Annotated in this window: 21 protein-coding genes; 10 read left to right on the top strand and 11 right to left on the bottom strand. The window is 67.3% G+C overall.

Annotated elements, in window-relative coordinates; genetic code table 11:
- Positions 1–53: 53 nt before the first annotated feature.
- On the bottom strand, positions 54–461 hold the full coding sequence (locus ACW17V_RS13075; protein ID WP_419320946.1) for a helix-turn-helix domain-containing protein: 408 nt from the start codon (positions 459–461) through the stop codon (positions 54–56).
- Between the two features lie 215 nt (positions 462–676).
- On the opposite strand from ACW17V_RS13075, the gene ACW17V_RS13070 reads away from it, so the two are divergent.
- Both ACW17V_RS13070 and ACW17V_RS13065 read left to right on the top strand, forming a co-directional pair.
- Entirely contained in the window at positions 677–1,711 is a 1,035-nt protein-coding gene (locus ACW17V_RS13070) for an FAD-dependent oxidoreductase (protein WP_492105533.1), read from the top strand.
- A 17-nt stretch (positions 1,712–1,728) separates the two neighbouring features.
- Entirely contained in the window at positions 1,729–2,892 is a 1,164-nt protein-coding gene (locus ACW17V_RS13065; RefSeq protein WP_492105532.1) for an acyl-CoA dehydrogenase family protein, read from the top strand.
- A 74-nt stretch (positions 2,893–2,966) separates the two neighbouring features.
- Here the strand turns inward: ACW17V_RS13065 and ACW17V_RS13060 are convergent, their stop codons facing one another.
- On the bottom strand, positions 2,967–3,671 hold the full coding sequence (locus tag ACW17V_RS13060; protein ID WP_492105531.1) for an energy transducer TonB family protein: 705 nt from the start codon (positions 3,669–3,671) through the stop codon (positions 2,967–2,969).
- A gap of 205 nt (positions 3,672–3,876) precedes the next feature.
- Here ACW17V_RS13060 and ACW17V_RS13055 point away from each other — a divergent pair, with 205 nt between their 5' ends.
- Positions 3,877–4,734 carry a lytic transglycosylase domain-containing protein gene (locus ACW17V_RS13055; RefSeq protein WP_492105530.1) on the top strand — a complete coding sequence of 286 codons (858 nt, stop codon included), beginning with the start codon at positions 3,877–3,879 and terminating at the stop codon, positions 4,732–4,734.
- Here the strand turns inward: ACW17V_RS13055 and ACW17V_RS13050 are convergent.
- Positions 4,724–5,911: a CaiB/BaiF CoA transferase family protein gene (locus ACW17V_RS13050; RefSeq protein ID WP_492105529.1), complete on the bottom strand. Its 1,188-nt coding sequence runs from the start codon at positions 5,909–5,911 to the stop codon at positions 4,724–4,726. The genes ACW17V_RS13055 and ACW17V_RS13050 overlap by 11 nt on opposite strands.
- A gap of 93 nt (positions 5,912–6,004) precedes the next feature.
- Complete coding sequence (locus tag ACW17V_RS13045) at positions 6,005–7,804, bottom strand: ATP-binding protein (RefSeq protein ID WP_492108793.1); 1,800 nt, start codon at positions 7,802–7,804, stop codon at positions 6,005–6,007.
- 159 nt (positions 7,805–7,963) lie between these two features.
- Between ACW17V_RS13045 and spbR the strand changes: the two genes are divergently transcribed.
- Both spbR and ACW17V_RS13035 read left to right on the top strand, forming a co-directional pair.
- The gene (spbR, locus tag ACW17V_RS13040; protein WP_492105528.1) at positions 7,964–9,097 is read left to right on the top strand and encodes a pole-localized protein SpbR; all 1,134 of its coding nucleotides are present in this window, start codon (positions 7,964–7,966) and stop codon (positions 9,095–9,097) included.
- A 77-nt stretch (positions 9,098–9,174) separates the two neighbouring features.
- Positions 9,175–9,939: an NUDIX hydrolase gene (locus tag ACW17V_RS13035; RefSeq protein WP_492105527.1), complete on the top strand. Its 765-nt coding sequence runs from the start codon at positions 9,175–9,177 to the stop codon at positions 9,937–9,939.
- A gap of 34 nt (positions 9,940–9,973) precedes the next feature.
- Here the strand turns inward: ACW17V_RS13035 and ACW17V_RS13030 are convergent, their stop codons facing one another.
- The 4 genes from ACW17V_RS13030 to ACW17V_RS13015 are packed head-to-tail and all read right to left on the bottom strand — an operon-like array spanning position 9,974 to position 13,498.
- Positions 9,974–10,606 carry an ABC-type transport auxiliary lipoprotein family protein gene (locus ACW17V_RS13030; protein WP_492105526.1) on the bottom strand — a complete coding sequence of 211 codons (633 nt, stop codon included), beginning with the start codon at positions 10,604–10,606 and terminating at the stop codon, positions 9,974–9,976.
- Positions 10,603–11,541, bottom strand: coding sequence for an MlaD family protein (locus tag ACW17V_RS13025; RefSeq protein WP_492105525.1), 939 nt, complete (start codon positions 11,539–11,541; stop codon positions 10,603–10,605). The genes ACW17V_RS13030 and ACW17V_RS13025 overlap by 4 nt, the downstream gene beginning before the upstream one ends.
- Positions 11,541–12,386: an ABC transporter ATP-binding protein gene (locus tag ACW17V_RS13020; RefSeq protein ID WP_492105524.1), complete on the bottom strand. Its 846-nt coding sequence runs from the start codon at positions 12,384–12,386 to the stop codon at positions 11,541–11,543. The genes ACW17V_RS13025 and ACW17V_RS13020 overlap by 1 nt, the downstream gene beginning before the upstream one ends.
- Positions 12,383–13,498: an ABC transporter permease gene (locus ACW17V_RS13015; RefSeq protein ID WP_492105523.1), complete on the bottom strand. Its 1,116-nt coding sequence runs from the start codon at positions 13,496–13,498 to the stop codon at positions 12,383–12,385. Before ACW17V_RS13015 ends, ACW17V_RS13020 begins: the two co-directional genes overlap by 4 nt.
- Positions 13,499–13,721: 223 nt before the next feature.
- Here ACW17V_RS13015 and ACW17V_RS13010 point away from each other — a divergent pair, with 223 nt between their 5' ends.
- Complete coding sequence (locus ACW17V_RS13010) at positions 13,722–15,260, top strand: methyl-accepting chemotaxis protein (protein WP_492105522.1); 1,539 nt, start codon at positions 13,722–13,724, stop codon at positions 15,258–15,260.
- Between the two features lie 34 nt (positions 15,261–15,294).
- Here ACW17V_RS13010 and ACW17V_RS13005 read toward each other — a convergent pair whose 3' ends face one another.
- The gene (locus ACW17V_RS13005) at positions 15,295–16,353 is read right to left on the bottom strand and encodes a LacI family DNA-binding transcriptional regulator (protein ID WP_492105521.1); all 1,059 of its coding nucleotides are present in this window, start codon (positions 16,351–16,353) and stop codon (positions 15,295–15,297) included.
- A gap of 203 nt (positions 16,354–16,556) precedes the next feature.
- Between ACW17V_RS13005 and ACW17V_RS13000 the strand changes: the two genes are divergently transcribed.
- The 3 genes from ACW17V_RS13000 (at position 16,557) to ACW17V_RS12990 (ending at position 19,689) form a co-directional block, all read left to right on the top strand.
- Entirely contained in the window at positions 16,557–17,813 is a 1,257-nt protein-coding gene (locus ACW17V_RS13000) for an MFS transporter (protein WP_492105520.1), read from the top strand.
- A gap of 18 nt (positions 17,814–17,831) precedes the next feature.
- On the top strand, positions 17,832–18,638 hold the full coding sequence (locus ACW17V_RS12995) for a TrmH family RNA methyltransferase (protein ID WP_492105519.1): 807 nt from the start codon (positions 17,832–17,834) through the stop codon (positions 18,636–18,638).
- 79 nt (positions 18,639–18,717) lie between these two features.
- Entirely contained in the window at positions 18,718–19,689 is a 972-nt protein-coding gene (locus tag ACW17V_RS12990; protein WP_492105518.1) for an alpha/beta hydrolase, read from the top strand.
- On the opposite strand, the gene ACW17V_RS12985 is transcribed toward ACW17V_RS12990, so the two are convergent.
- Complete coding sequence (locus ACW17V_RS12985) at positions 19,686–20,399, bottom strand: helix-turn-helix transcriptional regulator (protein WP_492105517.1); 714 nt, start codon at positions 20,397–20,399, stop codon at positions 19,686–19,688. The two genes, ACW17V_RS12990 and ACW17V_RS12985, sit on opposite strands and share 4 nt — an antisense overlap.
- A gap of 92 nt (positions 20,400–20,491) precedes the next feature.
- Between ACW17V_RS12985 and ACW17V_RS12980 the strand changes: the two genes are divergently transcribed.
- Entirely contained in the window at positions 20,492–21,217 is a 726-nt protein-coding gene (locus ACW17V_RS12980) for a glutathione S-transferase family protein (protein ID WP_492105516.1), read from the top strand.
- Here the strand turns inward: ACW17V_RS12980 and ACW17V_RS12975 are convergent.
- Positions 21,214–22,155 carry a formylglycine-generating enzyme family protein gene (locus tag ACW17V_RS12975; RefSeq protein WP_492105515.1) on the bottom strand — a complete coding sequence of 314 codons (942 nt, stop codon included), beginning with the start codon at positions 22,153–22,155 and terminating at the stop codon, positions 21,214–21,216. The two genes, ACW17V_RS12980 and ACW17V_RS12975, sit on opposite strands and share 4 nt — an antisense overlap.
- Positions 22,156–22,161 lie beyond the last annotated feature (6 nt).

Here is a 22,161-nt window from a genome sequence, read left to right as displayed (position 1 = left end):
GGCAGGTTCGCCAGATCGTTTTGGGTAAGCGGACCGCGACGGTCCGCGTAGCGTCAGCCGGGTTCGTCTTCGACCATGGCCCGGACCAGATCGACCACACGGCGGCGCAGCCGTCGATCGTCGAGCCGGGGGAAGAGGGCGGCCAGTTCCAGGCCTTCTGGCGTCGAGACGAATTCGGTCATGCGCTGGGCGAAGCCGTCGTCATTGCCGCCATCGGTCTCGCCGAGGCCCTCGAAGAAATAGGACACCGGAGCTTCCAGAAGGCGAGCGGCGTCATACAGCTTGGAAGCGCTGATCCGGTTGGAGCCGCGTTCATACTTCTGGATCTGCTGGAAGGTGATGCCCAGAGCGTCTGCGACTTGCGTCTGGCTCAGGCCCATGACCTTGCGCCGTATTCTGAGGCGGGCGCCGACATACAGATCGACGGGGTGAGCCAGGTCGGCGGCGGGCTTGTCGTTCATGCCAATCTATTCCCTCCAACGGCGCGAAACAAAGCCTCACTAGAGAGAGCGACGCAATTGGACGCTATAAGATAACCTGACCTGACCGCCATAGTCACGCCTGCGCGCTCACACTGCGTCAATGCGCGTCAGGGTGGAGCCTTTTGATTCAGGCGAGCGAAACTTCTAGGCAGCAAGGGCTTGACCTTTGGCGCCCCGGGAGGTGTTTGCGCCGCATGGGAACTGTGTCAGGCGCGCGTATCGCGGTGGCCGGCGCCGGGGCCTTCGGCTCGGCGGCGGCGCTGGCCCTGGCGCGCGCTGGAGTGGCCGTAACGGTCTTTGATCCGGCCGCGCCGGGCGACAACGCCTCGGGCGTCGCGGCCGGCATGCTCGCCCCCGCCAGCGAAGCCCTGTTCGATGAGGCCTCGGCCCCCCACCTGGCCCTTCTGCGGCGGGCGCGGGATCTCTGGCCGGCCTTTGCCGATGGCCTGGGTATCGAGATCCTGAAGGACGGCGTCCGCATCGAAGGCGACGCCAGCTGGCTGGCCGGGATCGAGGCTCGGCGGCGTGTCCTGCGTTTGCCTGACGATCATCAGACGGATGGCGCGCCGCTGCTGGTCGAGGACTGGCGGCTGGATGCGCGCGACGCGCTGGCGGCGCTCAGAGCTGGGGCGAGCGGACTGGGCGCTTGTTTCGAGAGCGTCGCTGTCACCGGCTACCAGAACGGCGTCCTGAGCCTGTCGGACGGCCGGGCAGAGCGCTTTGACGCTTTGGTGCTGGCGACGGGCGCCGCAGTTCGCGACGGCGCCCTGGCGCCGGAAACGGCGGCCCTGGCGCCCATCAAGGGACAGATTCTCCGTCTGGATCATGACCTGGGCGCCGGCTCGGTCGTGCGCGGGGCGGGTGTCTATCTTTGTCCGGGCGCGCCTATGGTGGTTGGGGCGACGATGGAGTTTGGGCGAGATGATCTGACGGCGGACCCGCTCAAGACGGCTCCGTTGCTACAGGCGGCCACCGTGCTGCGCCCCGATCTGGCGGGAGCGGCTGCGAAGACGGAGGTTGGCGTCCGCGCGTCGACGGTTGATGGCCTTCCGCTGGTGGGCTGGAGCGCCACGCCCGGTGTGTTGCTGGCGGTCGGCGCGCGCCGGAACGGCTGGTTGCTGGCGCCGCTTGTGGCGGGTCTGGTCGCGGCGTATCTGACGAACAAGGACCCGGGACCGGACGCGGCGCAGTTCGATGCGCGCCGTTTCGATCGAGAGCCCGAGGCATAGGCAAGCAGGGGAAAGAGATGTCCGGATTTTGGCTGACCGAAGAGCAGGAAGCGATCCGCGAGGGCGTGGCCAAGCTGTGCGCCGGGTTCGACGACGACTACTGGCGTCGCACGGACGAGACCGGAAATTTCCCTGAGGACTTCGTCGCCGCCATCGCCGAGGGCGGATGGCTGGGCGTGGCCATGCCCGAGAGTGTCGGCGGCGCGGGCCTGGGTCTGACCGAGGCGGCGGTGATGATGCAGGCCGTGGCCGAGTCGGGGGCCGGTTTCTCGGGCGCCTCGGCCATTCACCTGAATATCTTTGGCCCGATGCCGATCGTGAAATTCGGCACCGACGAGCAGCGCGCCCGGCACCTGCCGCGGCTGATCTCTGGCCAGGACAAGATGTGCTTTGCGGTGACCGAGCCCAATTCGGGCCTGGATACCTCCAGCCTGGAGACCCGCGCGGAGAAGGTTGACGGCGGCTATCGCCTCAATGGCCGGAAGATCTGGACCACCGGCGCCCAGCGCGCCAACAAGATCCTGATCATCGCCCGCACCACGCCCAAGGACCAGTGCGCCAAGCCGACCCAGGGCCTGAGCCTGTTCTATACCGACCGCGAGAAGATCGAAGCCAAGCCGATCCCGAAGATGGGCCGCAAGGCCGTCGAATGTAACATGCTCTTCATCGAGGACCTGTTCGTGCCGGCCGAGGATCTGGTCGGCGAGGAGGGCAAGGGCTTTGCCTACCTGCTGCACGGCCTCAATCCAGAGCGGGTGCTGTTTGCGGTCGAAGCGGTTGGCCTGGGGCGGGCTGCTCTGGCGAAGGCCACCACCTACGCCAAGGAGCGCGTGGTGTTTGGCCGGCCGATCGGCCAGAATCAGGGCGTCGCTCATCCCCTGGCCAGGTCGTGGGCCGAGTTGGAGGCCGCCAACCTCATGGCTTACAAGGCCGCCGCTCTGTACGACATGGGCAAGGATTGCGGCGCCGAGGCCAACGCCTCCAAGTATCTGGGCGCCGAGGCCGGCTTCACGGCCTGCGAGAATGCCGTCCTGGCGCATGGCGGCATGGGCTACGCCAAGGAATACGACGTTGAGCGCTATTTCCGCGAGGCGATGATCGCCCGCATCGCGCCGATCAGCCGCGAGATGATCCTCAACTTCATCGCCGAGCGCGTGCTGGGCCTGCCCAAGAGCTACTGACGGGAAAAGGCCGGACCTCGAGGGGGAGGTCCGGCCGCCGCCTCAGTCTGGAAGGAGGCCGGAACGGAATCGGCCTACAGACTGAAGCGGATGGGGATGCGCACCGTCGCGCCGTCTACAGCCTGGCCGTCCTCGGTTTGCGGGCTCATGCGGAAGAAGCGCGACAGCTTCAGGGCCGCATCGCCGAAGCCTTCGCCAACTGGCGTCTCCGACACGATCATGCAGTTGCGCACCGTGCCATTGGCCGCCACGGCGCAGTTCAGGATGGCGCTGCCCGAGATGTCGCGGCGCGCCGCGCCGTCGGGATAGTAGCGCGCCAGATCGCCGGCCGAGGGTTTGCGCAGCCAGTTGGCGCGGGTGATCACCTTGGCGGCCGGTGCGACCGGAGGGCTGACGACCGGCGGATCGGAGGTCAGGGTTGGCGGGCCTGTGAGGCTAGGCGGCGCGACAATCTCCGGTGGCGCGATGGGCAGGGTGACCGGCGGCGTGAAGGGCGTCACCAGAGGCGGATGCAAGGGAATCGGGTTCGAGGGCGGCCGCTCTGTTGACTGCGGCGGCGGAGGCGGCGGCTCGATCCAGGGGGGCTGGATCGTGATGACACGCTCTTCGCCACCATCCGGCAGCGGCGTCACGTACCGGGTGTAGGCGAGATAGGCGATCAGCCCGATATGGACCGCCGCGGACGCGCCGAGCGCCACGACCAGCACGCGCGAGCGCTTGCGCGGACCTCGGTCCAGTCCTGGAATACCAGAGCCTTGGGGATTGAGCGCGATGGCCATGATGATCTCCCTTTCGAGCATTACGCTTGTAAGTTCAGATCATCACGGCGCGCCGGCGCTGTAAATTGACAATCGTAATCTATCGCCGATAATTTGTACGTCTGTAATTTCTTGTGCTTGTGAGGGTGCGGCATGTTGCGCCTCGCGCCGGCCAAACCGACGTGGTTAAGAGCTGATTAACCATGATCGTTCAGGCATGGAGGTCATGGCCGTCCAATCCATCCGCAGTGTCGTAGAATCAGCGATCCAGCGCGCGTCCAGCGCGACGGGTGTCGATTTCACGTTCCTGATGGGCACCGCCAAGCGCGAGAGCGGCTACAACCCCGCCGCCAAGGCGCGGACGTCGTCAGCCTCGGGCCTCTTCCAGTTCGTCGACCAGACCTGGTTGGGCACGCTGAAGAAGCATGGCGCGAAATATGGCTATGCCCGCTACGCCGACCTGATTTCGCAGGGCTCGGATGGTCGCTTCAAGGTGGCCGGGGACGAGGCGCGCAAGGCGGTTCTGGCGCTGAAGATGGATCCGCACGCCGCGTCCCTGATGGCCGGTGAGCTGGCCTCGGATCATGCTTCCTATCTGCGCGGCCGGGTGGGGCGCACCCCGACGGCGGGTGAGCTCTACGCCGCCCACTTTCTGGGTCCGCAGGGCTCGGCGCGCCTGATCGAGGCCGCCAACAAGACTCCCGGCGCCAGCGCCGCGTCGATGTTCCCCGAAGCCGCCCAGGCCAATCGCTCGATCTTCTACCGTGACGGTCGGCCAGCCACGGTGGGGGAGGTCTACGCCAACCTGACCAAGACCGGCGGCGCCAGCCGTGCGGTCGATCCCTCCAGGGACACCGGCGTCGATCAGGGCTTCATTCAGTACGCCAGCGGTCGTCGTCTGGAGCGCCTGCATCAGCAGGAAGCAGTGGTTGAACTGATCCTGCGCGGCTCCCAGGACGCCGACACGACCTTTGGCAGCCTGGGTTCTGGCGCAGGCGCCGGCCAGCGTCTGGCCAGCTCGATGTTCTCCAGCGAAATGCTGCGTGTCCTGGCCGAGGCCAAGGACGGCAATATCAACCGCTAGATCCCGTCAGGGCCGCGATGCGGTCCTCGGACCATCCCAGTTCCCTGAAGACCGTCGCCGTATCCGCGCCCAGCTTCGGCGCGGGGCCTCGCGGGCCATCCTTGGCGCCCGGAAAACGGGCCGGGGAGGCCGGCGCCCTGAACGTCCCGCCAGCGCCGTCGGGCGTGTCCACAAAGCAGCCCGCCGCCTCGGCCTGGGGATCACTCACTAGCTCGCGGGGTGTCTGATAGGGCGCCCAGGTCAGGTCGCCTTCGTCGAGCGCGGCGGCGACGTCCTCGTAGTCCATGGCGCCGAAGGCCGCGTCCAGCAGGTCGACGAGGGCGGCGGTGTTTTCGCGGCGCGACTTGGCCGAGGCGAAGCGCGGATCGTCGACCAGTTCGGGTCTGCCGGCCGCCTGGGCGATGCGGGCCCAGTCGGTGGCGCCCTGGCGAGGCAGCAGGCAGACCCAACGCCCGTCGCGGGTCTTGAAGAAATTGGCCAGGGGCTGGATCGCCTCGCGCCGGCCACGGGTCGAGGCCAGCTTCCCGAACCTTAGCTGGATCGCCATGTCGGAGCCGATCGCATAGACGCCGCTCCTGAGCAGAGACGTCTCGACCAGGCGGCCAACGCCCGTGGTGTGGCGTTCGAACACCGCCGCCAGGATCGCCGAGACGGTGGCCAGCGAGGTGACATGGTCACCCATGCCGGTGCGGATCGGAAAGGGCTCGGCGCCCTTCGGAGCGGTGATGGATCCTACGCCCGCACGCGACCAGAAGGCGGCGACGTCCATCCCGGCCTTGTCGGCATCCGGGCCTTCGAGGCCGTAGCCCGTCAGACTGCAATAGACCAGACGGGGGTTGAGCGCCCTAAGTGTTGCGTGGTCCAGCCCTGCTCTCGCCAGGGCGCCGGGGCGGACATTGGTCAGGAAGACGTCGGCTGTGGCGACAAGGGCCTTCATCGCCTCGCGCCCGGCGTCGGAGCGGATATCCAGCACGACGGCCCGTTTGCCCCGATTGTCGAGTTCGAAGACCGGATTGGCGTCCTGTTGCGAGGCGATGGTGTCGAAGAAGCGCCGCATGGGGTCGCCCTCGGGCGACTCCACCTTGATCACGTCGGCGCCCCAGTCGGCCATGATCCCCGCGGCGCCAGGCGCGGCGATATAGGTGGCCAGCTCGACGACCCGGAGTCCTTCCAGCATCGCATCCTCCCGCTTTTCTTCTCGTTGCGGTGAGTGTGGGCGAGGGAAGGGGTTGGTGGAAGGCTTACCCAGCGGCAGGCAGGATAAATGGCGCTAGGCGGCGGCCCGACCGGCGACCGTCAGACGTTCCAGCGCCGAGGCGTCCGCCACCGCCCGGGCGACCCCCGCCACGGTGACCGGCTTGCGCAGGATGATATCGGCGCCTGCGTCCATGCACTCCCTGGCCTCGTCGGCGTCGCCGTCGATCACCGCGATGATCGGCATGTTGCGGTTCTTGCCGTCCAGGGCGCGAACGGCGGCGGCTGCGCCGGGGCCATCCAGCACGGGCATGCGGCCGTCCAGCATCAAGAGGTCGAACTCGGCGATCCGGGCCAGGTCGGCGGCGCGCTGACCGTTCTGGGCGTGGACCACCTGATGGCCCAGCTGCTCGAGGATGGCGCGCAGCATGGCGGCGTTGAGGGCGTCGTCCTCGGCGATCAACACGCGCAGGCTGCGGGGCGAGCCCGGCGCCTCGGCCGCCTGGGCGGCTTCCTCGTCCGTTTCGCTTTCGCAGACCAAGGTGTCGTCGAAGGGCAGGGTCAGGGTGAAGCAACTGCCGACGCCCACGGCGCTGCGCGCCTCGAGAGCGCCACCCATCAGGCGCGCCAGCTGACGCGAGAGGGACAGACCAAGGCCCGCGCCATTGACGCCGGCGCCGGTGCGCTCGACCCGTCGGAAGGGCTCGAAGGCGTGTTCCAGTTCTTCGGCCGAAAGGCCAGGCCCGGTGTCAGCCACCTCGATGGCCACCACGTCGCCGCGCCGCTCGATACGAACCTCGATACGGCCACGCACGGTGTACTTCACCGCATTGCCCAGCAGATTGGCCATGATCTGGCGGGTGCGCATGGCGTCGGCCAGTACAGCGCCCTGGGCGCGACGCTCCAGCAGCGGATCGACATGGACCGCCAGCTCCAGGCCCTTGACCAGAGCGTGGGGCCGCTCCAGCAGGGCCAGGTCGCGCAGCAGGCGGACGGGCTCGAAGGGCAGGGCGTCGACGGCCAGGCGGCCGGCTTCGGCGGTCTCGGAATCCAGTGTGGCGTTCAGAACCGCGATCAGATCGTGGGCGGCGTCGAGCGCGGCGTTCAGCTGCTCGCGGGACGGCGCGGCGCGGCCGCCCTTGCCGGCGGCGGCGGCAAGGACGTGGGTGACGCCGGTCAGGCCGTTGCGGATTTCGTGGCTGAGGGTGGCGACGATATCGGATTTGGAGCGCGCCGTGCGCTCGGCGGCGTCGAGCACGGCTAGGCGCTCTTCGATCAGGCTCTCATGAGCCTCGGCCAGGGCGTGCTGGCGGCGGATCATGCGGTTGAGCACCAGAGCCAGAGCCAGGGCCAGGGCGATCGCGCCCCAGGCCATGACGCCGACATGCCGGGTGTCCGGGGTCGAGAACAGCGCGATCAGGGGACCGCCGGCGGCGATGGGGGCCGTCAGCAGCAGGGCCGGCAATGAAGTGGCCGAAAAGAAGATGCACATTACGCCGGCGGCGGTGGCCAGCAGCAATAGGGTCTCGCGTGCGGGACCCGCGGCGTTGGCGAAGGCCGATAGCTGCACGACGGTGACAGCCCAGAGCAGGCCCCCCAGCAGTTGGACCCGGGCGCGACGTTTAAGATCTTGCGACGCTTCGCCGCGCAGCCAGCTGACGGCGGCGTAGAAGGCCCCCCAGTTGATGGCGAAGGCCACGAAACTGGCGACCATCCAGAGCACGTCGTCGGCGAACGATCCGACCCAGACGAAGATGGGCAGGCTGATCGCGAAAACCCCAAGCGCGTAAGGCAGCAGCGCGGTCTGGGCGTCGAGAGCCATGGCGAGGTTCGCGCCGCGCGTCGGAGACTCAGAAGGGCGGCGCTCGGCGAACAAGGATGGCATTCCTCGGCTGTTGAGCGCGGACCCTAGGTGATCACGGTTTGCGTCTGGTTACGGGGTATCGTTAATCCACAGGTTTCAGTTCAAACAATCATTAAGCCTAACGGGCCATGGTAGAGGTCACTTGCATTCCTCTGGTTCGGCGAACCTTCCATGGCCACCACCCGCGCGGCATTGACCGACAACGATATCCGGATGCTCGTGAAGGGCGCGACGGCCGACGAGCGCGCGCTGGCTGCACACAAGCTTTGCCGGACGATCGACCGCGCCGAACTGGCCGACGACGAGCGCCAGATCGCCCATGACATCCTGCGGGTGATGGCCACCGACGCCGCCGAGCTGGTCCGTCGCGCCATGGCCGTGACGCTGAAGAACTCGCCCAGCCTGCCGCCGGACGTCGCAAACCGTCTGGCGCGCGACGTCGAGAGCATCTCGCTGCCGATCATCACCTTCTCGCCAGTCTTCAGCGACAACGATCTGGCCGAGATCGTCCGCATGGGCGGCGCGGCGCGGCAGATGGCCGTGGCCCGCAGACCCAAGCTCTCAACCCGTGTCACCGCCGTTCTGGTCGAGTCGGGCACGGAAGAGGCCGTGGCGGTTATTTGCGCCAACGACAACGCCCGCTTCTCCGATGTAGCCCTCCAGAAGGCGCTGGACCGGTTCTCCAAGTCCGAGCAGGTCCTGCAGGCTGTCGCCTACCGCTCGGCCCTGCCGCTGGCGGTCAGCGAGCGGCTGATCGACATGGTCGGCGACCAGCTGCGCGATCACATTCTCAGCCACCACGCCCTGTCGCCCGAGCGGGTGCTGGAGCTGGTGGTCGGCGCCAAGGAACGCGCGACGATCGACCTGGTCGATCAGGCCGGCCGCGCCACTGATCCCAAGGCCTTCGTCCAGCACCTGAACCGTGTTGAACGCCTGACGCCGTCACTGCTGCTGCGCGCCCTGGCGCACGGTCACATGACCTTCTTCGAGTGGGCGGTCGCCGAGCTGGCCGGGGTGCCCCATCACCGCACCTGGCTGATGATCCACGACGCAGGCCAGCTGGGCCTCAAAGCGATCTGTGAGCGGGCCGGCCTGCCGTCGCGTCTCTATGCGGCCTTCCGCGCTGGGGTCGACGCCTTCCACGCCATGGAATTTGACGGCCGCACCCAGGATCGCGAGCGCTTCCAGGAGCACATGATCCAGCGCTTCCTGACCTCGCCACAGTCGATCTCTCGCGAGGACTCTGACTACCTGCTGGAGCGCATGGACCGTTTCGCGCGCCAGAAGCACGCCGCGGCAGGGTGAGCCGATAGCGGTCGTCAGCCGAACGCTTGTTCCAATCTTGACTGTGCAAGCCGTAAGAACCGCGTCAATCTCACGCGATGTCAGACCCTTCGCATGATTTGATCCGCCCGGCCGCCACCGTACTGCTGCTTCGAGACGCGCCCGCCTTCGAGGTGCTGATGGTCAAGCGCCACCATCAGATCGACTTTGCCGCCGGCGCCTTGGTGTTTCCGGGCGGCAAGAGTCATGCGGGCGACGATGATCCGCGCTGGCGAGACCTGGCCACCGGATGGGACGCTGTCGGCGAAGATGGCTCGGCCCTGCGCATCGCCGCCATTCGCGAAGCCTATGAGGAGGCCGGCGTCCTGTTGGCCCGCGATCCTGGCGGAGCCTTTTATGAGGGGGAGGCGGCCGTCGAGGTCCGCGCGGCGGTGGCCGAGGACCGCATGCCGTTCATCGACGTCGTGGGTGAGCTGGGCCTGAAGCTGGACCTGGCCGCCCTGACGATATTCGCCCGCTGGATCACGCCAAAGCTGATGCCTAAGCGGTTCGACACTTGGTTCTATGCGGTCCATGCGCCGGGGGCCCAGCAGGCGATCTGCGATGGCCATGAGGCCGTGGACGCAGAATGGATCGCCCCGGCGCAAGCGCTGGAAATGGCCGCAGCGGGAACCCGCAAGGTGATCTTTCCCACCCGCATGAACCTGCAGCTCCTGGCCGAGAGCGCCAGCCCGACCGAAGCGATCGCGCGGTCGCTGGATCGTCCCCTGATTGCCGTCGAGCCGTGGGTCGAGGGGCAGGGCCTTCGAATTCCGTCCAACGCCGGCTATGGCGACGTGATCGAGCCCCTGTCGGCGCTCTAGCGCGTCTGCGGGCGCAAGACGGGTTGGGCGTGGCCTATTTGATGCCGGCGCCCGACGCGCTGACCCAGCCGGTCAGGTCGGTCAGCACCTTGGCCGTGGCGCTGTCATAGGCCTCGACGATGGAGCTCACCCGGTTATTCGAGGCCTTCACCCGAGCTTCGAACACCTGATCGCCGACCAGGGCGCGGTCGTTGTTGCGATTGATCACGCCGCGCACCTGCACCAGCACTTCCGGCGGCGCCTTGGGCCCGTTGAGATAGGCGGTCTCGAACGAACGCACCTCCAGGCGCAGCACCAGATCGGCCTTCGCCACTTCGCCGCGTCCGATCAGGCGCGCGCGGCCCGGATCGGCCTCGAAGGCGCGGGCGACCGCTTCATCGAACAGTATGCTGGCGGGAGACACCCACCGCGCGCCCGCGATATAGGCCGCTTCCCCGTTGGTGATGGTCAGCAGGCGATCGCCCGCCGATGCGCGCGTGAAGACCGTTGGTGTCTTAGAGACGCCGAACAGCGCGCCGGGAGGCCCCTTGGCGGCCGCGACGGGCTCGACCCCAAAGCGATAGAGGCCAACAGGCTCGGTCTTGGGGAGCAGGGTGATGCAGCCGGTCAGGGCCAAGGCGGCCGCCGCGACGGCGAGCGCCCGCGGGATGAAGCGGATCGGGTTCACGGCTTGACCTCCAGTTCCTTGGCGGGCGCCTTGCTGACCAGGCCACGCGGGTTTTGTTCGATGTCGCCGACCAGTCGGTCGAGCGACTCGGCCGCCGACTGCAAGGTGACGATAGCGGACGAAAGCTGCGGCAGGCCTGTGCTGGCGAAGTCGGTGGTGGGGCCTTCCAGCTTCGAGATCATGCTACGGGCGTCCTTGGCGGCGCCCTTCAACTCGGTCGCGGCGTCGGCCAACTCGGCCAGCGAGCGCTTGGCGTCGCCGTTGACGATGTTCTCGGTGGACTTGGACAGGTCCGTAATCGACTGCGCCGTGGCGTCGATGCTCTGCAACGCCTTCTGGGCGTCGGCGATGATCGCCTTGCGCTCGCGGACTTCCGCGGTGACGGCCTGGACGTCGTTCAGAGCGGCGCTGAAGGTCTTGATGTTGTCGTCCGACAGGACACGGTTCATCCGGTCCAGCGCCTCGATGGTGCGGGTCAGGACGGTGCCGCCGCCTTCCAGAAGGTCGGACAGGGCGCTGCGCTGGCTGCGGATCACCGGTACCTTGCCGTTTTCCACCGTGTCCTTAAGCAGCTTCTTGTCAGGCGTGCCTGCGGTGATCTGGACATAGTTGACGCCCGTGATGCCCTGCGGCTCCAGGGTGGCGTAGCTGTCGGTCTTGATGGGCACGTCCGAGGTGACGCGCGCGCGGGCGATGACGCGGTTGGGGTCGCTCTTGTCGAGGGCGATCTTGGAAACCTCGCCGACCTTGATGCCGTTGAAATGCACCTCGCCGCCCTCGGAAAGGCCGCGCACCGGCCCCACGAACAGGATGTCGTACTGATCATATTCCTGATTGAAGCTGAGCTTGGCCAGCCAGACCACGAAGACCACCAGTCCCATGAACAGGAACAGGGTCACTGCGCCGACCAGGGCGTAGTTGGCGTTTCTTTCCATCAGCTGGTCCTCGTCGCAGTGGTCTGAGCCGAAGCCCTCTTGCCGCCCGCCGCGCGTCCGCGCGGTCCCAGGAAGTATTCTTTGATCCAGGGGTGTTCGGAGTGTTCGAGCTCCTCCACCGGCGCCAGCGCAACCACCTTCTTGTCGGCGATGACGGCGACGCGGTCAGTGATCGCGTAGAGGCTGTCCAGATCATGGGTGATCATGAAGACCGTCAGATCCAGACTGTCTGACAGGTCCTTGATCAGTTCGTCGAAAGCCGCCGCGCCGATCGGATCCAGGCCCGCGGTCGGTTCGTCGAGGAACAGCAATTCAGGGTCCATCGCCAGCGCCCGCGCCAGGCCGGCGCGCTTGCGCATGCCGCCTGACAGCTCCGCCGGCTTGAGGTCCGCCGCGCGGGCGGGCAGGCCTGAGAGAGCAATCTTCAGATCGGCCAGTTCCTCGATCTCGCGTTTGGGCAACCGGGTGTGCTCGAACAGCGGCGCGGCGACGTTCTCGCGCACCGTCAGGTTCGAGAACAGCGCGCCTTGCTGGAACAGCACGCCCCAGCGCCGCTCCAGCGAGCTCCAGCGGCGGCGATTGGCGGTGCGCATGTCATGGCCGAATAGCTTGACGACGCCGCCATCGGGGACCTTCAGGCCGATGATGCTGTTGAGCAGGACCGACTTGCCCGACCCGGAACCGCCCACCACGCCCAGCACTTCGCCACGTTCCACCGTCAGGTTCAGGCCATCGTGAACGACCGTCTCACCGAACCGCGAGACGAGGTCCGTGATCTGGATAGGGTGTGCGTCGTCGTCAACGTCCGCTTCGGGCTCGGCCCGCTGATTGCCAACGGCTGTCATATGTCGAGCTTCATATAGATCAGGGCGAAGATCGCATCGATGAGGATGATCGCGAAGATGGCGTGAACGACAGCAGCCGTCACCCGCCGGCCCAGGGACTCGACGTCGTTACCGACCTCCATGCCCTGGCGACAGCCGATGGCGGCGATGACCGTGGCCATCACGGGCGCCTTGGACATGCCGATCCAGAAGTGGGTCGCCCCCACATAGTCGACGATCCGCTGCATGAAGAAGCTGGGTGAGAGGTCCAGCACCACCCACACCACCATCATGCCGCCGGCCAGACCCGCCAGGGTGGCGATGAAGGTTAGCAGAGGAATGGTCAGCAGCAGGGCCGCGAAGCGCGGCAGGACCAGGGCCTCATAGGGATCGACGCCCATCACCTGCATGGCGTCGATTTCCTGGTTCATCTTCATCGAGCCGATCTCGGCCGCGAAGCTGGAGGCCGAGCGTCCGGCCAGGAGGATCGCGGTGATCAGGATGTTGAACTCGCGCAGCACCGAGATGCCGATCAGCTCGACCGAATAGACCTGGGCCCCGAAGTCGATGAGCATGTTGGCGCCCAGGAGGGCCACGACCGCGCCGATGAAAAAGGTCGTAGTGGCCACGATCGGCATGGCGTCGAGGCCGGCGCGTTCCGACAGGGAGACGATCGGCGCCCAGCGTATGCGACGCGGGTCGGCGATGCAGCGGCCGATAGCCGTCAGCAGGTGGCCCAGAAAGACGAGCGTCCCGTAGCCATCATGGACTAGGCCGAACATGCCCCGTCCGATTCGCTCGAGCAGGGCCTGGACGCCAGGCGGGCGCGGCGTGACCTCGGTCTCGACCTGAATCGCGTTGCCGACCAGTTCGAGCAGACGAAGGATTTCCTTGCGCGCCTTGATCACGCCGGCTGACTTGCGGCCATCGGCGGCGCGGATGATGGCGTAGGCGCCGGCCGTGTCGCAGCGGTTTATCTGGCTGAGGTCGAGGCAGACGCCTTCCGAGCTCATCAGGGCTTCGGCCAGACGTCCGGCGGTGTCGAACAGGCCGCGCGCGGTCCAGTCCCCCGACAACACGACGGTTCTCCGGCCGTCCGTCTCGTCAAAGGTGAATTCCGCTGGAACGGCCATGGAGTCGAACAGATCCTTGTCGATGAGCTCAAGTCTAGCAAATGACCTGAATAGCCCCAAACGCGCCAAAGCGCAGCTTGTTGCGATAGCAAGCAGGTTTCCGAAAATGCCCGCGTCACGGCCTTGAGGCTGCGACATGTGCGCCATTCGCGTCAGGCTTCAATCATGGTTAACAAATTCAGTTCAGGTCTGATGCCGTAACTTTCGAGTCGGAGCCAACGACATGAGCGCCAACCCCAGGCTAGATGAGCGTATGTCGTTTATGCGCTTCGACGAACGCGATCGCGCCGCGCTGCGCGCCCTCCAGCCCCTGATTGATTCCGAGATCTCCGGCGCTCTCGGCAAGTTCTACGGCCAGGTTCGCGCCTTCCCGGAAACGCGTGGCAAGTTCCGCGACGAGAGCCACATCGCTGCGGCCGAGCGCGCTCAGGCCAGTCACTGGCGTCGTCTGGCCACGGCCGACTACGGCCCTGACTATGTTCGCGACGTCGAACGCATCGGCCGGGCTCACGTGGACTCCGGCATCGAACCCCGCTGGTACATGGGCGGCTACGCGGTCGTCTCCGAGGAACTGGTGCGGGCCATTGTTGCCAAGCGCGCCAAGGGTCTGTTCGCCAGCACCAAGTCCGACGCCGAGCTGGCCGACAATCTTGTGGCGCTGAACAAGGCCGTGTTCCTGGACATGGAACTGGCCATCTCCAGCTATATGACTGTGATCGAGGCAAAGCGCGCCGCGCTGGAGGCCGAACAGGAGGCCGCCGGCCGGGCCCAGGCGCAGGCGGTCAAGGCCATCGGCGAGGCGCTGTCACGTCTGGCGGCCGGCGATCTCTCGGCGCGGGTTGATAGCGGCCTGTCGCCCGAGTTCCAGTCGCTGAAGACCGACTTCGACCATGCCGCCGCCGCGTTGGGCGAGGCGATGAAGGCCGTCGAGCGCGCGTCATCGGGCATCCGTTCGGGCGTCGACGATATCGCTCGCAGCGCCGACGATCTGGCCCAACGCACCGAGCAGCAGGCTGCGACCCTGGAGCAGACGGCGGCCGCCGTGGATCTTCTGACCTCCACCGTCGGCAAGACCGCGCAGAGCGCCCGTGAAGTCTCCGTTCGGGTTGGCGAGGCCAGCGCCGAGGCCGAGCGCTCCGGCGCCGTGGTCACCCGCGCCGCCGAGGCCATGACCAAGATCGAAGGCTCATCCAACCAGGTCTCGCAGATCCTGGGCGTCATCGACGAGATCGCTTTCCAGACCAATCTTCTGGCCCTCAACGCGGGCGTTGAAGCCGCTCGAGCCGGCGACGCCGGCCGGGGCTTTGCGGTCGTCGCGCAAGAGGTGCGTGCCCTGGCCCAGCGTTCGGCCGACGCCGCCAAGGAGATCAAGTCACTGATCGCAGAATCCAGCCGGCAGGTCGGCGAGGGCGTCGATCTGGTCGGCCAGACGGGCGCGGCCCTGCGGGGCATCGTCGAGAAGGTCGGCGGCATCGACAGCCTGATCAACCAGATCGCGGCCTCGGCCAACGAACAGGCCTCGGCCCTCAGTCAGGTCAATACGGCGGTCAATCAGCTGGATCAGGTCACCCAGCGCAACGCGGCCATGGTGCACCAGTCCAGTCAGTCGACCCAGACGCTGCGCGTGGAGGCGGCCGATCTTGCCAACCGCGTCGGCGCCTTCCGCACGGGTGGATCTGTCCAGCCAGCGGCAGCGCCGGATCAGAACCCTGTTCATGCGGCGCGCGCCCGTGTCGCGGCCTTTGCTCGCCCCGGCGGTTGACCCGGCCCAACCCGCGCCTGATCGGGTTTCGACCCTAGGGCGCGGGCGGCGGCGCGGTTGACGCGCGGTGGATCAGTTCGAACGGCAACAGTTCGTCCAGGGGCTCTCCCTTTGACGTCGAGCCCTTGATGGCGCCGGAAATCAGCAGCTGTGTAGCCCGGGACGCCATTTCGACGACCGGCTGACGCACCGTGGTCAGCTGCGGGCGGTTAAACCGGGCGCTGGGGCTGTCATCGAAGCCGGCCACCGAAACCTCGCCAGGAACCATCAGGCCCGCCTCTGCCGCCGCGGCCAGACAACCCAGCGCCATATCATCGTTGCTGGCGAAGATCGCGGTGGGGCGGTCGGGTAAACTCAGAAGCGCCTTGGCCTGATCAAGGCCTGACTGGAACGTGAAATCGCCCTGGCGGACCCAGCTTTCGGCGACCGGCAGGTTCAGCTGTTTCATGGCGTCCAGATAGCCGCCGCGCCGCGCCTGGCTGGCGCCGTAGCGCGGCTCGCCGACGATGAAGCCGATACGGCGGTGGCCCAGGCTGGCCAGATGCTGGGTCATCTCGCGCGCGGCGGCGAAGTCGTCCATGTGCACGCGGGGGCCGACGCCATCGGGCCGTTCGGGACCCAGGCGCACATAGGGCGTACCGGCCTTGTCGAGCAGTTCCAGGACGGTTTCGTTGTCGCAACTGGGCGGCGTCAGGATGACGCCGTCTGGCTTGAGAGCCGCCAGCAGGGCGGCGACTTCCTGCCGGACGCGGGGCGCATCGTGGTCGATCAGTTCGATCAGCAGGTGGTAGCCGGCGTCGCGGCACTGAAGTGTCGCGCCCAACTGGATGCGGCTGAGATAGTCGGCGCCGCGCTCGCTGCGCCAGTGGTCGATGGTCAGGGCGGCGTCCACGAACACTGCGATCACGAACGATCGTGACCCGGCCAGGCTGCGCGCCGAGAGGTTCGGGCTGTAGTCCAGGGCCGTGGCCGCTTCGAGGACGCGATCGCGCATCGCCGGCCGGACATTCGGCTCGTTGTTCATGACCCGGGAAACGGTCTTGATGGAGACGCCAGCCCGCGCGGCGACGTCGTAGATCGTCACCGAGGCCATTGAACCGCCGAGTGCTGTCGCGTGAGACTCAAACCCATGGCCGCAGCCTAGAGCATTTATCGTAGCCCTAGCGACGCTTGCGGTGAGAAAAATTCACGCGGGTTCAAGGGTATCGGCGAATGCCGCGCGGGCGGCCTTGTATCGGCCGACCCGGAAGGCCAGTCTGACCCGGACGCGGCGCAGACCGCGCGAGGGGAGCGCCCATGTCGCCAAGCGACGAAGCCCGGCCGGCCACGCCGGTCAGGACCAGTTTCATCGCCGCCTATACCCTGGCGCAGATCGGCGCCTTCGTCAGCTTCATGCCGCTGCTGCAGGTGCTGCTGCCTCTGAAGGCCGAGGCGATCGATCCCGCCAACAAGGCGCTGTTGCTCAGTCAGGTGGCGTTCTACGGGGCCCTGGTGGCTAGTGTCGCAAACCTGTTGGCCGGCGCGATCAGCGACCGCACCACCTCGCGCTTTGGCCGTCGGCGGCCCTGGATGGTGGTCGGCGCGCTGGGCGCTGCGGGGGCCTATATGCTGATCATGGCGGCCAGGACACCTATGGCGCTGATCGGCGGCATCATTCTGTTTCAGCTGACATTCAACCTGATGTTTTCGGCCCTGGTCGCGGTTTTGCCCGACCGGGTGCCAGATGCCCAAAAAGGCCGCGTGGCCGCGTTTCTCAGCCTGGGTAATCCGATCGGCACCATGGCCGGAGCGGTGCTGATCGGCGGCCTGCTGGTCACCGAGTTTACGCGCTACGTGGCCATTGCCCTGGTGCTGTTGATCACGCTCGCGCCGTTTGTTCTCAAACTCGACGACAAGCCGCTGGCGCGGGATGCGCGTCCGCCCTTTCGGCTCGGGGATTTCCTGGCGGGGCTCTGGATCAATCCCCGCAAGCATCCGGATTTCGCCTTCGCCTGGCTGGGCCGGTTCATGGTGCTCGTCGCCCTGAGCCTGGTTCAGTCCTACATGCTGTATTTCCTGCAGGATGTGCTGGGCTATTCTCGCCTGTTCCCCGGCCACAAGGCCGAGGAGGGCCTGGCGATCCTCACCACGGTCTCGACGGTGTCCAACATCGCCCTGGCCCTGATCGGCGGCATGCTCTCCGACAGGCTTCGGCGTCGCAAGCTGTTCGCCACCGGCGCGGCCATGACCATCGCGCTGGCCATGCTGATCTTCTCGCTGACGCCGAGTTGGCCGATCATGATCGCGACCTATGTCCTGCTGGGTTGCGGCGCGGGCTGCTTCTACGCTGTCGACATCGCCCTGGTGACCCAGGTGCTGCCCTCGCAGCGCGACGCCGGCAAGGATCTTGGGGTGCTGAACCTCGCCAACACCTTGCCCCAGGCCCTGGCGCCGGCCCTGGCCTTCTGGTCGCTGGGACCCTCCCATCTGAACTTCCAGGCCTTCTTCATGGTCGCCGCCGCGCTCGCCATGGCTGGCGGTCTGGCCATCCTGCCGATACGAGGCGTGCGGTAAGCTTCCCGGAAGACCGCCGTGCCGCAGTTCATCACCGTCACCGATCCCGACGACCCGCGTGTCGCGGCCTATCGCGACATCCGCGAGCGTGATCTGGTCGGCCGCCAGGGCCTGTTCATCGCCGAGGGCGAGACGGTGCTGCGGGCCTTCGTCCGCGACGCGCCCGAGCGCGTGATGTCGCTGCTGATCGATCCCAAGCGCCGCGACAAGCTGGGCGAGGTGTTCGCCGGGCTGCCCGACGACACGCCGGTCTATCTGGTCGAGCAGGCCGTGCTCGACGCCGTCGCGGGTTTTCATCTGCATCGCGGCGTGCTGGCCGTCGGCCGTAAGCCCGAGCCGATGCCGGCCGACGGCCTGCTGGCGTCGCTGAAGGGCAGGGCGGTGGTGCTGGTGCTGTGCGGCATCGCCAATCACGACAATATCGGCGGCATCTTCCGCAACGCCGCGGCCTTTGGCGTCGATGGCGTGATCCTGGACAGTGACTGCTGCGATCCCCTGTACCGCAAGGCCATCCGGGTTTCGGTCGGGGCGACGCTTGGCGTGCCCACCGCCTGGCTGGCGCGGGACGAGGACGCCGCCGGCCTGCTGGAGCGCCACGGCTTCGAGGCCCTGGCCCTGTCGCCGTCGGCCACCGAGATCCTGGCGAGACTGAAGCCGCCGGAGCGCTCGGCCGTGCTGCTGGGCGCCGAAGGGCCGGGCCTCTCGGCCGCCCAGATGGCCCGGGCCAGGCCCATCGGCATCCCGATGGCGGGCGGCTTCGACTCCCTGAACGTAGCCACAACCAGCGGCGTCGTGCTGCATCACCTGCGGTTCGCTGAACGCTAGGAAACCGGTTTCCTGAATCGAGGGCCCGGCTCTAAGGTTCGCGGCGAAACGTCAGTCAGTTCGCCGGAAGGTTTCGTCCATGCTCAATCGTCGCGGCGCGCTGGCTAGTTTCGTCACGGGTTTGCTGGCTTCGGGCCTGGCGCGCGGTGCGAAAGCGGAGACCCTGCCCATGGCCGACCCGACCGAGATCATCGAACTGTGGCCCGCAGGTGCGCCCGGGGCCGACAAGGTCGCGGCCGTCGAGACCATCATCGAGCGTGGCGATCCCAAGGGCCTGCGCGACCGCGCCCTGACCCACACGCGCAAACCGATCCTCGTCGTGTTCCGCCCCAAGACCCCCAACGGCGCGGCGGTCATGCTGGCCCCCGGCGGCGGCTACGAGCGGGTGGTGCTGGACAAGGAAGGCTATGAGACCGCCCGCTGGCTGGCCGACCGGGGCTACACCTGTTTCGTCCTGTTCTATCGCCTGCCGGGCGACGGCTGGAGCGCGGGTCCCGATACGCCGCTGCAGGACGCCCAGCGCGGCTTGCGTCTGGTGCGGTCCCGCGCCGCCGCCATGGGCTTCAGTCCCGATCGGGTCGCCATCATGGGGTTCTCGGCCGGGGGGCATGTCGCCGCCAGCCTGACCACCCGTTTTCCAGCCAGTGTCTATGACCGGGTCGACACAGCCGATGATCTCTCCGCGCGACCCAACCTTTCGGCCCTGATCTATCCGGTGATCACCATGGACCCGGCGTCGGTGCATTCAGGCTCGCGCAGGCAACTGCTGGGATCAGACCCCACGCCAGAGCAGATCGCGCTCTATTCGCCCGAGCGGCAGGTCGGCGCGGACCTGCCGCCGGTGTTCCTGCTGCATGCGGCCGACGACAAGTCGGTGCCGGTTGAGAACAGCCTGATGATGTTCTCGGCGCTTAAGGCCAGGGCCATTCCGACCGAGATGCACGTCTTCGAGGAGGGCGGCCATGGCTTTGGCCTGCGCTTCGTCGCCGGCAAGCCGGTCGCCGCCTGGCCGGGCCTTTTCGAGACCTTCGCCAAGCGGCACGGGCTTTAGTCGCAGGTCCTGCGCGTCCAGGCCGCCCGTTCCGCCTCAATATGCCTTTGCCACCGCACCTTGAGCTGTCCCGGCCGCTGGCCGTGGCGGTCCTCCAGGAATTCGGCGTCGACCACCCGGTCGGTGCGGAAGGTGCGGAAGTTCTGGCGCAGCTCGCACCAGCCGATCAGCATCCGCACGGTCTCGCGATAGCCCACGGTGACCGGCCAGATGACGCGCTGGCTGACCGCGCCCTGCTCGTCGCGATAGTCCAGGCGGATCTTGCGGCCAGCGTGGATCCAGGCCCGGGCCTGGGCGATGTCCAGACCGTCGGGCGCCGCGTTCCAGGCCGGTGATGCGCCGGTGGCAGGCTCCAGCACATAGGGCCGCAAGCGCTCGGGCACGGCGGCGGCGATCTTGCTGACCAGGTCGCGGGCGGCCTTGGCCAGCACGGGATCGCCCCGTCCGATAACCCATTGTGCGCCCAGCACGGCGGCTTCGATCTCGTCGGGCGTCAGCATCAGCGGCGGCATGTCGAAGCCCGCTTCCAGCACGTAGCCGACACCTGCCTCGCCTCTGATCGGGGCCCGCTGCCCGACCAGGGCGGCGATATCGCGATAGACGCTGCGCTTGGAGGTTTCGAGTTCGACAGCGATCGCGTCGGCGGTGACCGGCGAATGGCTGCGGCGCAGGATCTGGATGATCTGGAATAGGCGTTCGGCGCGTCTCATGAGGACACCATGGCAGAGCTATGCTGACAGCATGCTGGCAGTAGGGTGGCGGTAGCAAGCCTGCATCGAACGCTGCTGGACGGAGATGCGAGATGATCACCCTGTACGCCACGGGCGCGGGCTTTGGCCTGCCGGAACTGAGCCCCTACGTCACCAAGACCGAGATCCAGCTGATGATGGCGGGCCTGGACTATCGCAAGGCGCCCGGCAGCCGCGAAACCGCCCCCAAGGGCCAGCTGCCGTGGATCGACGATGATGGCGAGCGGATCGGCGACTCCACCTTCATCCGCGCCCATATCGAGCGGAAGTACGATATCGACCTGGACGCCGGCCTGTCGTCCCGCGACCGCGCCGAGGCCTGGGCCATCGAGCGAATGATCGAGAACCACCTCGGCTGGACGTCGGGCTATTTCCGCTTCCTCGACCCGGCCAACTTCGCCAAGGGCCCCGCCCACTGGTTTGACGGCGCGCCCGAGGAGATGCGCGAGACCCTGCGCAAGGGTCTTCTGGACGCCGTGTCGGCCAATATCCGCGCGGTGGGCGTGGGCCGGCACAGCCCGGACGAGATCCTCTGGCTGGGCACGCTGTCGCTGCGGGCCTTGGACGAGATTCTGGGCGAGAAGGCCTTCCTGATGGCTGACCACCCGACCGGTGTCGACGCCATCACGTTCGGGGTGCTGGCGGGGATCCTGACCTCGTTCTTCGACTCGCCCCTGCGCCGCGAGGCCGAGCGTCACGAAAACCTCGTGGCCTATGTCGACCGGATGATGGACCGCTTCTATCCGGCCCACCCCTGGCGTCTGCGCGAGGCGGCCTAGACTGTCCGCGCCACGCAGCGAAAGCCGATATGGCCGGTGGTGGTGTCGATCGGTTGCGGGTGACGCGCCGCCGGTCGATAGCGCCGGCAGTAGTTCTCCGCGCACAGGTGCGAGCCGCCTTTCAGCACCCGGCGCGGGATGACCGGACCAGGCTGGGTCCGGTCATGGCTGCCGTCGCGGGCCGCACCGCGCGGATTGCGGGGCGCGCAGCAGGGCTTGGTGGGGTTGCCCTCATGGCGGTCGGCCCACCAGTCGGATGTCCATTCCCAGACATTGCCGATCATGTCGTAGAGGCCGTAGCCATTGGCGGGGAAGGATCGCACCGGCGAGGTGCGCTCATAGCCGTCGGTCAGCAGGTTCTCGCCTGGAAAGGCGCCCTGCCAGTAGTTGGCCAGCATGAAGCCGCCCGGCGCCAGCTCCTGGCCCCAGGCATAGGCCGCGCCCTCCAGACCACCCCGCGCGGCGAATTCCCACTCGGCCTCGGTCGGCAGGGCCTTGCCGGCCCAGGCGGCATAGGCCGCGGCGTCGGCGTGGCTGACATGGATGACCGGATGGTCCTCGATCCCGGCGATGGAGCTGCCTTCGCCGAAGGGCTGATTCCAGCGCGCGTCGAGGATCAGTCGCCACCATTCCCCCCCGCCGGCGCGCGGATCGACCCGGCGGTCGGGCCGCACGAACACCGCCGAGGCCGGGTGGGCGAAGGCCGGGTCCATGCCGGGATAGAGTTTCGGGTCGGGAGGGATCTCGGCCAGGGTCACATGGCCCGTCGCCGCCACGAATCGCGCGAACTGGGCGTTGGTGACCGGCGTCTCATCGATCCAGAACGGATCGACGGCCACGGGATGGGCCGGGGCCTCTTCCGGATAGTGTTCGTCCGAACCCATCTGGAAGACGCCGCCGGGCAGGGCGATCATGCCGTCGAAGGAAGCCTGGCTCATTGCCGC

The organism is Caulobacter sp. FV2ye17ST, from assembly GCF_058680955.1.
Note: the sequence above shows the minus strand (reverse complement) of the source record. Positions and strands in the feature narration are given on the sequence as shown.

What these genes read in the sequence shown, in the direction of transcription:
- ACW17V_RS13075 (WP_419320946.1), bottom strand. Translation starts at nt 461, where the DNA reads ATGAACGACAAGCCCGCCGCCGACCTGGCTCACCCCGTCGATCTGTAT.
- ACW17V_RS13070 (WP_492105533.1), top strand. Translation starts at nt 677, where the DNA reads ATGGGAACTGTGTCAGGCGCGCGTATCGCGGTGGCCGGCGCCGGGGCC.
- ACW17V_RS13065 (WP_492105532.1), top strand. Translation starts at nt 1,729, where the DNA reads ATGTCCGGATTTTGGCTGACCGAAGAGCAGGAAGCGATCCGCGAGGGC.
- ACW17V_RS13060 (WP_492105531.1), bottom strand. Translation starts at nt 3,671, where the DNA reads ATGGCCATCGCGCTCAATCCCCAAGGCTCTGGTATTCCAGGACTGGAC.
- ACW17V_RS13055 (WP_492105530.1), top strand. Translation starts at nt 3,877, where the DNA reads ATGGCCGTCCAATCCATCCGCAGTGTCGTAGAATCAGCGATCCAGCGC.
- ACW17V_RS13050 (WP_492105529.1), bottom strand. Translation starts at nt 5,911, where the DNA reads ATGCTGGAAGGACTCCGGGTCGTCGAGCTGGCCACCTATATCGCCGCG.
- spbR (WP_492105528.1), top strand. Translation starts at nt 7,964, where the DNA reads ATGGCCACCACCCGCGCGGCATTGACCGACAACGATATCCGGATGCTC.
- ACW17V_RS13035 (WP_492105527.1), top strand. Translation starts at nt 9,175, where the DNA reads ATGTCAGACCCTTCGCATGATTTGATCCGCCCGGCCGCCACCGTACTG.
- ACW17V_RS13025 (WP_492105525.1), bottom strand. Translation starts at nt 11,541, where the DNA reads ATGGAAAGAAACGCCAACTACGCCCTGGTCGGCGCAGTGACCCTGTTC.
- ACW17V_RS13020 (WP_492105524.1), bottom strand. Translation starts at nt 12,386, where the DNA reads ATGACAGCCGTTGGCAATCAGCGGGCCGAGCCCGAAGCGGACGTTGAC.
- ACW17V_RS13015 (WP_492105523.1), bottom strand. Translation starts at nt 13,498, where the DNA reads ATGGCCGTTCCAGCGGAATTCACCTTTGACGAGACGGACGGCCGGAGA.
- ACW17V_RS13010 (WP_492105522.1), top strand. Translation starts at nt 13,722, where the DNA reads ATGAGCGCCAACCCCAGGCTAGATGAGCGTATGTCGTTTATGCGCTTC.
- ACW17V_RS13005 (WP_492105521.1), bottom strand. Translation starts at nt 16,353, where the DNA reads ATGGCCTCGGTGACGATCTACGACGTCGCCGCGCGGGCTGGCGTCTCC.
- ACW17V_RS13000 (WP_492105520.1), top strand. Translation starts at nt 16,557, where the DNA reads ATGTCGCCAAGCGACGAAGCCCGGCCGGCCACGCCGGTCAGGACCAGT.
- ACW17V_RS12990 (WP_492105518.1), top strand. Translation starts at nt 18,718, where the DNA reads ATGCTCAATCGTCGCGGCGCGCTGGCTAGTTTCGTCACGGGTTTGCTG.
- ACW17V_RS12985 (WP_492105517.1), bottom strand. Translation starts at nt 20,399, where the DNA reads ATGAGACGCGCCGAACGCCTATTCCAGATCATCCAGATCCTGCGCCGC.
- ACW17V_RS12980 (WP_492105516.1), top strand. Translation starts at nt 20,492, where the DNA reads ATGATCACCCTGTACGCCACGGGCGCGGGCTTTGGCCTGCCGGAACTG.
- ACW17V_RS12975 (WP_492105515.1), bottom strand. Translation starts at nt 22,155, where the DNA reads ATGAGCCAGGCTTCCTTCGACGGCATGATCGCCCTGCCCGGCGGCGTC.